The organism is Amphritea pacifica (assembly GCF_016924145.1).
Taxonomy (GTDB): domain Bacteria; phylum Pseudomonadota; class Gammaproteobacteria; order Pseudomonadales; family Balneatricaceae; genus Amphritea; species Amphritea pacifica.
In genome coordinates, this window is record NZ_JAFFZO010000025.1 from 73957 (window position 1) to 80997 (window position 7041).

Annotated in this window: 6 protein-coding genes; 5 read left to right on the top strand and 1 reads right to left on the bottom strand. The window is 52.5% G+C overall.

The annotated features are described in order from the left end of the window. Window positions 1–189 precede the first annotated feature (189 nt). The 4 genes from rho to JW499_RS15010 all read left to right on the top strand — a co-directional run bounded on the left by rho (window position 190) and on the right by JW499_RS15010 (window position 4971). Window positions 190–1449, top strand: a complete 1260-nt coding sequence (rho, locus tag JW499_RS14995; protein ID WP_091354829.1) for a transcription termination factor Rho — start codon at window positions 190–192, stop codon at window positions 1447–1449. Between the two features lie 60 nt (window positions 1450–1509). Further along, the gene (gene ubiD / locus JW499_RS15000; protein ID WP_205211370.1) at window positions 1510–2991 is read left to right on the top strand and encodes a 4-hydroxy-3-polyprenylbenzoate decarboxylase; all 1482 of its coding nucleotides are present in this window, start codon (window positions 1510–1512) and stop codon (window positions 2989–2991) included. Beyond that, window positions 2984–4018: an FAD-binding oxidoreductase gene (locus tag JW499_RS22860; RefSeq protein WP_205211371.1), complete on the top strand. Its 1035-nt coding sequence runs from the start codon at window positions 2984–2986 to the stop codon at window positions 4016–4018. Before ubiD ends, JW499_RS22860 begins: the two co-directional genes overlap by 8 nt. A gap of 236 nt (window positions 4019–4254) precedes the next feature. Then, a complete protein-coding gene (locus JW499_RS15010; protein ID WP_205211372.1) occupies window positions 4255–4971 on the top strand; it encodes an NYN domain-containing protein in 717 nt (238 codons plus the stop codon). 123 nt (window positions 4972–5094) lie between these two features. Here JW499_RS15010 and JW499_RS15015 read toward each other — a convergent pair whose 3' ends face one another. Next, window positions 5095–5979, bottom strand: a complete 885-nt coding sequence (locus JW499_RS15015; protein ID WP_205211373.1) for a LysR substrate-binding domain-containing protein — start codon at window positions 5977–5979, stop codon at window positions 5095–5097. 151 nt (window positions 5980–6130) lie between these two features. On the opposite strand from JW499_RS15015, the gene JW499_RS15020 reads away from it, so the two are divergent. After that, window positions 6131–6442, top strand: coding sequence for a DUF1127 domain-containing protein (locus tag JW499_RS15020; protein ID WP_205211374.1), 312 nt, complete (start codon window positions 6131–6133; stop codon window positions 6440–6442). The last annotated feature ends 599 nt before the right edge of the window (window positions 6443–7041 follow it).

A 7041-nucleotide genomic window follows, 5' to 3' on the forward strand; every position in this document is an offset into this window, starting at 1 on the left:
TTTTAACCAACGCATTATAGTGTGATCTCCAAACACCGGATTCTCTTCCAGAACTCTATTGCTTCCAGAAATCTGGATTATTACTCTGGTTTAGAACTCTGATTTCACTTTATCAATTCAATCTGACCTGAATAGTTATGCTATTCCGCTCAAGGCATATTCCTGTCTTCCAACACTACACAAAAACCTATGAATCTAACCGAACTTAAAAAGAAAAGCGTTCCTGAACTGCTAGATATAGCAAAAGAGATGGGACTGGATAATCTGGGCCGTTCCCGTAAACAAGATGTTATTTTTGCAATTCTTAAGCGTCATGCTAAGGGTGGTGAAGATATCTATGGCGACGGCGTGTTGGAAATTTTGCAGGATGGCTTCGGCTTTCTGCGATCGGCGGAAGGGTCATACCTTGCAGGCCCTGATGATATCTATGTATCACCGAGCCAGATCCGGCGCTTTAATCTTCGCACCGGTGATACGATCTCCGGCAAAATTCGCCCGCCAAAAGACAGCGAGCGTTATTTTGCGCTACTGAAAGTGGATCAGATCAACTTTGATAAGCCGGAAAATGCCAAGAACAAAATTCTGTTTGAAAACCTGACTCCGCTGTTTGCGCAGGAGCGGTTGAAGATGGAGCTGGGTAACGGCAGTACAGAAGATCTGACCGCCCGGGTAATCGATCTGGTTTGCCCTATGGGTAAAGGTCAGCGGGCCTTGCTGGTATCGCCGCCGAAGGCGGGTAAGACCCTGATGCTGCAGAATATTGCCAACTCCATTAAACGCAACAATCCGGAAGTGCACCTGATTGTACTGCTGATCGATGAACGTCCTGAGGAAGTGACCGAGATGCAGCGCACCGTGCGCGGCGAAGTGGTTGCCTCGACATTCGATGAGCCGCCGTCACGTCACGTGCAGGTTGCCGAGATGGTGCTGGAGAAAGCCAAGCGTCTGACTGAGCACAAACAGGATGTGGTTATCCTGCTCGACTCTATCACCCGTCTGGCCCGTGCCTACAACACCGTGATCCCATCATCCGGTAAAGTGCTGACCGGTGGTGTGGATGCCCACGCACTGGAACGTCCCAAGCGTTTCTTCGGTGCGGCGCGTAATATCGAAGAGGGTGGCAGTCTGACCATCATCGCGACCGCGCTGGTTGATACCGGTTCGAAGATGGATGAGGTTATCTTTGAAGAGTTTAAGGGTACCGGTAACTCTGAGGTGCATCTGGACCGTAAAGTGGCTGAGAAGCGGGTTTATCCTGCCTTCAACATCCGCCGTTCAGGCACCCGTCGCGAAGACCTGCTGACCACTGAGGAAGAGCTGCAGCGGATGTGGATTCTGCGCAAGCTGCTGGATCCGATGGAGGACTCTGCGGCGATCGAGTTTGTGCTGGATAAGCTGAAAGACTTCAAGACCAACGACGAATTCTTCCTCTCGATGCGTCGTTCCTGATTCATATCTCTGTTCTGAAAGGGTAAGCTTAGCGCTTGCCCTTTTTTATTGCTGAATACTATGTCAAACCTGAAATACAAAGATCTGCGAGACTTTATCCACAGCCTTGAAAAACAAGGAGAACTGGTGCGTATCAGTGTCGAAGTCGATCCCAATCTGGAGATGACCGAGATCTGTGACCGCACCCTTCGGGCGGGTGGTCCGGCGCTGCTGTTTGAAAACCCCAGGGGCTATGATTATCCGGTACTGGCAAACCTGTTTGGTACTCCCCGGCGGGTTGCTCTGGGGATGGGGCAGGAGGATGTCGCCAGTCTGCGCGAAGTGGGTAAACTGCTGGCGATGCTGAAAGAGCCTGAGCCACCCAAAGGGATGAAAGACGCTTGGGAGAAGCTGCCGATCTTTAAGCAGGTGCTGAATATGGGGCCGAAAAAGGTTCGCAACGCCGCCTGCCAGACCCATGTGATCGAGGGCGATGATGTTGACCTGGGTAAAATCCCGGTACAGCGTTGCTGGCCCGGTGATGCCGGGCCGCTGGTGACCTGGCCGCTGGTGATCACCCGCGGGCCGAATAAGTCGCGACAGAATCTGGGGATCTACCGCCAGCAGGTGATCGGCAAAAACAAACTGATTATGCGCTGGCTGGCACACCGCGGTGGAGCGCTGGACTTCCGTGAGTGGAAAGAGCAGCATCCGGGTGAAAAATTCCCTGTTGCGGTGGCGCTGGGGGCCGATCCTGCTACCATTCTGGGCGCTGTCACACCGGTGCCCGATACGCTGTCAGAATACGCCTTTGCTGGCTTGTTGCGCGGAGGTAAAACCGAAGTGACACAGTGCATTGGCAGTGATCTGCAGGTGCCCGCGAGTGCCGAGTTTATTCTCGAAGGTTATATCGATCCCGAAGAGATGGCCGATGAAGGCCCGTTTGGTGACCATACCGGTTATTACAACGAGGTTGACCGTTTTCCGGTGTTCACCGTTGAACGTATTACTCACCGGCCCGATCCCATCTATCACAGCACCTATACCGGCCGTCCACCGGATGAACCCGCGGTGCTGGGGGTTGCGCTGAACGAAGTGTTTGTGCCGATTCTGCAGAAACAGTTTCCGGAAATTACTGATTTCTATCTGCCACCTGAAGGCTGCTCCTACCGTATGGCAGTGGTCACCATGAAGAAGCAGTATCCCGGTCATGCCAAGCGGGTGATGCTGGGGGTCTGGTCCTTCCTGCGGCAGTTTATGTACACCAAGTTTGTCATTGTTTGTGATGATGATATCAACGCCCGGGACTGGAAAGATGTGATCTGGGCGATTACCACCCGGATGGACCCGCTCCGCGATACCACCCTGATCGACAATACCCCGATCGACTATCTCGACTTTGCCTCGCCGGTCTCCGGACTGGGGTCAAAGATGGGTATGGATGCCACCAACAAGTGGCCCGGTGAAACCACCCGGGAGTGGGGGGAGCCGATTGTGATGTCGCCCGAGGTAAAACAACGGGTCGATGATATCTGGGATCAGTTAGGCATCAAGAGTGACTAAGCGTTACCAGATAACCGTTAACAATCAACATGTTGTCGAGGCTGAAGCGGGACTGTCGATCTTTGACAGTCTGCGAAACGCAGGTTATACCATGCGCTTCAGCTGTCGCAACGGCGTGTGTGAAATTTGTAAAGCAACCCTGATAGTGGGTAGTATCCGGCAGCGTTATCCTGAGCTGGAACTACAATTAAGTGAGGGTGATGAACCCGCACAGATATTTGCCTGTACCGCTGTGCCGCGCAGCGATATCAGGGTGAACATTGATGGGCTGCTACGCCCTGGAGAGTTACGCGTGAAAAAACTGGTTTGTGATATCGCCGCCGTTGAGCCGTTAAGCCATGATGTCTACCGGGTGCGACTGCATCTGCCGGTCACCGGTCGGCATGCGATTGAGTTCCATGCGGGTCAGTATCTGGAAATAATTTTGCCGGATCAGCGTCGCGCTGCATTCTCAATCGGCAGTGCGCCGGACTTCAGCAGCGATATCGAACTGCATATCCGGCGGATGCCGGAGGGGGAGTTGTCGGTTGCTATTATGGAGCACCTGCAAAACAACCCCAGTGTCGAGATTGAACTACCCAAGGGCGAATGCTATCTGGAAGCGGCATCGCTAAAACCCGATACCACGATCATCCTGGCAGCAGCCAGCACCGGTTTTGCCCAGATCAAAGCGATTGCCGAACACCTGTTGGCCAATCAGGTAAAAAATCCGATTCATATCTACTGGGGTGCCCGGGTGGAAGCAGATTTCTATCTGGAAAAACTGCCACTGCAATGGGCCCATGAACATACCAATGTGCATGTCCATCTGGTGGTCAGCGAACCCGGAAACAGCCCCGGCTGGGGTGGTCGTTCCGCCCTGTTACCGGCTGCGGTGGTGGCTGACTTCGACAACTTCGATAACGTAGAGGTCTTCACCAGCGGCTCACCGGCGATGGTATATGCGCTGGTCGACGCGTGCGAAGCTAAGGGGCTGCAGGAAGATCAGATCCATTCTGACGTCTTTGCTTATGCGCCCAGGAAATAGAGCAGACCGCAATGAAGATCGCATTGCTTGCTAGACGCGGCTTCGCCGCTCGCTAGTTGTTAGAAGAAGCGTAAACGACAAGAAAGAGAGCCGTGGCTCTCTTTTTTGTTAAGGGCACGCTAGCATGCCCTTTGGGCACCTCGCGGAGATCTGCTCACTTTTACCAGTAATACTTTGACAGCTTTACCAATGTAGAGATAAGTTGTTTCGTCTATTCAGAGAGATGCGGTTTTAACATGAGCGAAATAAAGCAAAAGATAGCCCTGTTTATCGATGCGGATAACGCACCTGCCAGCAAGTTTGTCGATGTTCTGAGTGAAGTGGCAAAGTACGGCGTGGTGACTATCCGTAAAGCATACGGTAACTGGAAGTCGCCCACCCTTAAATCCTGGGAGGAGTTGTTGCATGAGTACGCTATTCAACCGGTGCAGCAGTATGACTTAACCAAGGGGAAAAATGCCTCTGATATCGCGCTGGTCATCGATGCGATGGATGTTATGTATACTAAAGATATCGATGTGATGTGCTTTATCTCATCCGACTGCGACTTTACCCCGATGGTCACCCGGGCGCTGGCGGAAGGCAAAACGGTTTTGGGGTTTGGTGAGCGGAAGACGCCCTCGCCCTTTGTCAATGCATGCTCAAAATTCCTCTTTCTTGATCAGCCTGAAGCGGTCGAAAACGCCAGCAGCGCCAAACCTAAAAACATCAAATCCGATACCAAGCTGATCAACCTGTTGCGTCAGGCGATTGAAGCCACGGAAGATGAGGATGGCTGGGCTGCACTGGGCCCGGTGGGTGCCAATATCTCCAACCGCACCTCGTTTGATTGCCGTAACTATGGCTATAAAAACCTCAGTAGCCTGTTTAAAGCGGTCGACCTGTTCGAACTGAAACGGGGTCAGGGACGCTCTTTTCTGGTGCGGGATGCGCGGAAAGGTAAAAAAACGTAAGACCGCAACGAAGAGCTCGTTGCTTGCTAGATCGTCGCTGCGCGACTGGCTAGACGCGGCTTCGCCGCTTGCTAGTGGCTGGAAAAAGCGTAGAGCGGAATCGTTGTTTAATCGCTATTCAGCTTAGCGTGGTGTTTTCCAGGCATCGACGATATAGCGGGCTAAGGCATTACCTGCGGGGCCTAACTCTTTTCGATGTTCGAAGAGTAATTGATATTCACCAATCTCCGGTAAACCCAGATTAGCGTCTATCTGAACAAAGGGGGCGCGCATATGACTTTGGGGTAATGGCGCTATGGCCAGGTCTGCCTCCATCGCGGCTTGCATACCGGCGCTATGGTCACAGGTATAGGCGATGCGGTAGTCAATCCCCTGCTTATCCAGGGCCTCCAGCGCCATTGTACGCCAGCAGCAACCCCGGCTGGCAACCGCCAGTGGCAGAGGGGTCTTCTCGGCCGCCACTCCGCCGCTGCGGCTGGCCCAGATGAGCGGTTCAGTAAAAACAACCTCGCCACGTGTCGGATCCTGCCCCACATTCCCTGCCGTCAACAGCGCCATGTCCAGCTCACCCGCATCCAGACGGCTCAACAGCTCGGTACTGGTACCGGCGATGACATTCACCGCGACAGCCGGATGAGAGCGCGCGAATTGTGCCAGCACCCTCGGCAGTACGCCGGTCGCGATATCTTCCGGCGAGCCAAAACAGACGGTTCCCTCAATTGCCGGTGTTACGAACTGGCTAACCGCCTCCTCATTCAGCCTGAGTAGCCGACGGCTATAGCTGAGTAATACCTCGCCTTCAGCGGTTAAGCGCACCTGTCTCGCTTCACGAAGAAACAGGCTTTTCCCCAGGGTTTCCTCAAGGCGCTTGATCTGCATGCTGACGGCAGCCGGAGAGCGAAACACCTGCTCGGCTGCACGAGTGAAACTGCCACTTTCGGCAATGGCGACAAAAGAGCGAAGCAGGTCGAATTCCAGTAAGGGAGGGGTATTTGCAAACAGAGACATAACTACACCGTTAAAATTTTCTGAATCTTGAGTTTAGTATTTTTAGTTTGATTAAACAATGTGCAAAAATCATCATTCAGTAACAGGTCGCGCCCTGATCATCTTTTGTTAACCATTAACACCGTTAAGAGAGCGGTGAGGAGATTCCGCTATGTCCAGTTGTGATCTTTTGATTCAAACATCGTCGACCACTGTTACTCCGTCCAGGCAGGAAAAGGCTCGTTCATGGCGTCAGCAGCACCGGCTCATCCAGGCATTCAGGGATTGGTATGATGCTTACCGTCGCCGCCAGGTATTATTAGATCTGCTTCGTTATGATGATCATATGCTGGACGATATGGGGCATAACCGCGAGGATATACTGGCTATAGCCAACCTGCCTTTAAGTGCGGATGCGCATGAAGTGCTAAGGCAGCTTAAAGAGCTAAGATCAGACCGCAACGGAAAGCGCGTTGCTCGCTAGACGCGGCTTCGCGAGCGACTAACTTTGCAAGATGAATGGACTTGGTGGTCGCAGGGATGACATGGTTCTTTTCTCGTTTGCGATGAGACCGCAACAAAAATCGCGTTGCTTGCTAGACCGTCGCTTCGCGACTCGCTAGTCGTTAGAAAAAGCGTAAAAGCAAAAAGAAGGGGGCTGTTGGCTCTCTTTCTTTGTTGTAGGAGGTGCATCTTGCGCCGATTTAGGCTTTCGATATTTAGGAGGCCTGTTTCATTACTGCAGTCGTCCACTCCCAAGCCGCAATGCCCGGCTGCATAGAAAGGGAATAAGTCAGTGCCAGATTCTGGGTTCGGTCTGTTTATCTGCAAAATACAAGACCTGATAATCATCTAGCCGACTCCCCCCTGCAGTCGTATCGTTAAGAAGTAACATCGACAAACAGCCACAAGAGGAGTCGACCAATGAAACTATATGCTGGAATCGATCTGCATTTCAACAACAGCGTCGTATCTGTGATTGATGAGACGGACCACATCCTCTATGAACGACGCCTTGATAACAATCTGGAACGGATCAAACATGAACTGAGTCCCTATCAAGAGCGACTGGAGGGTGTCGTG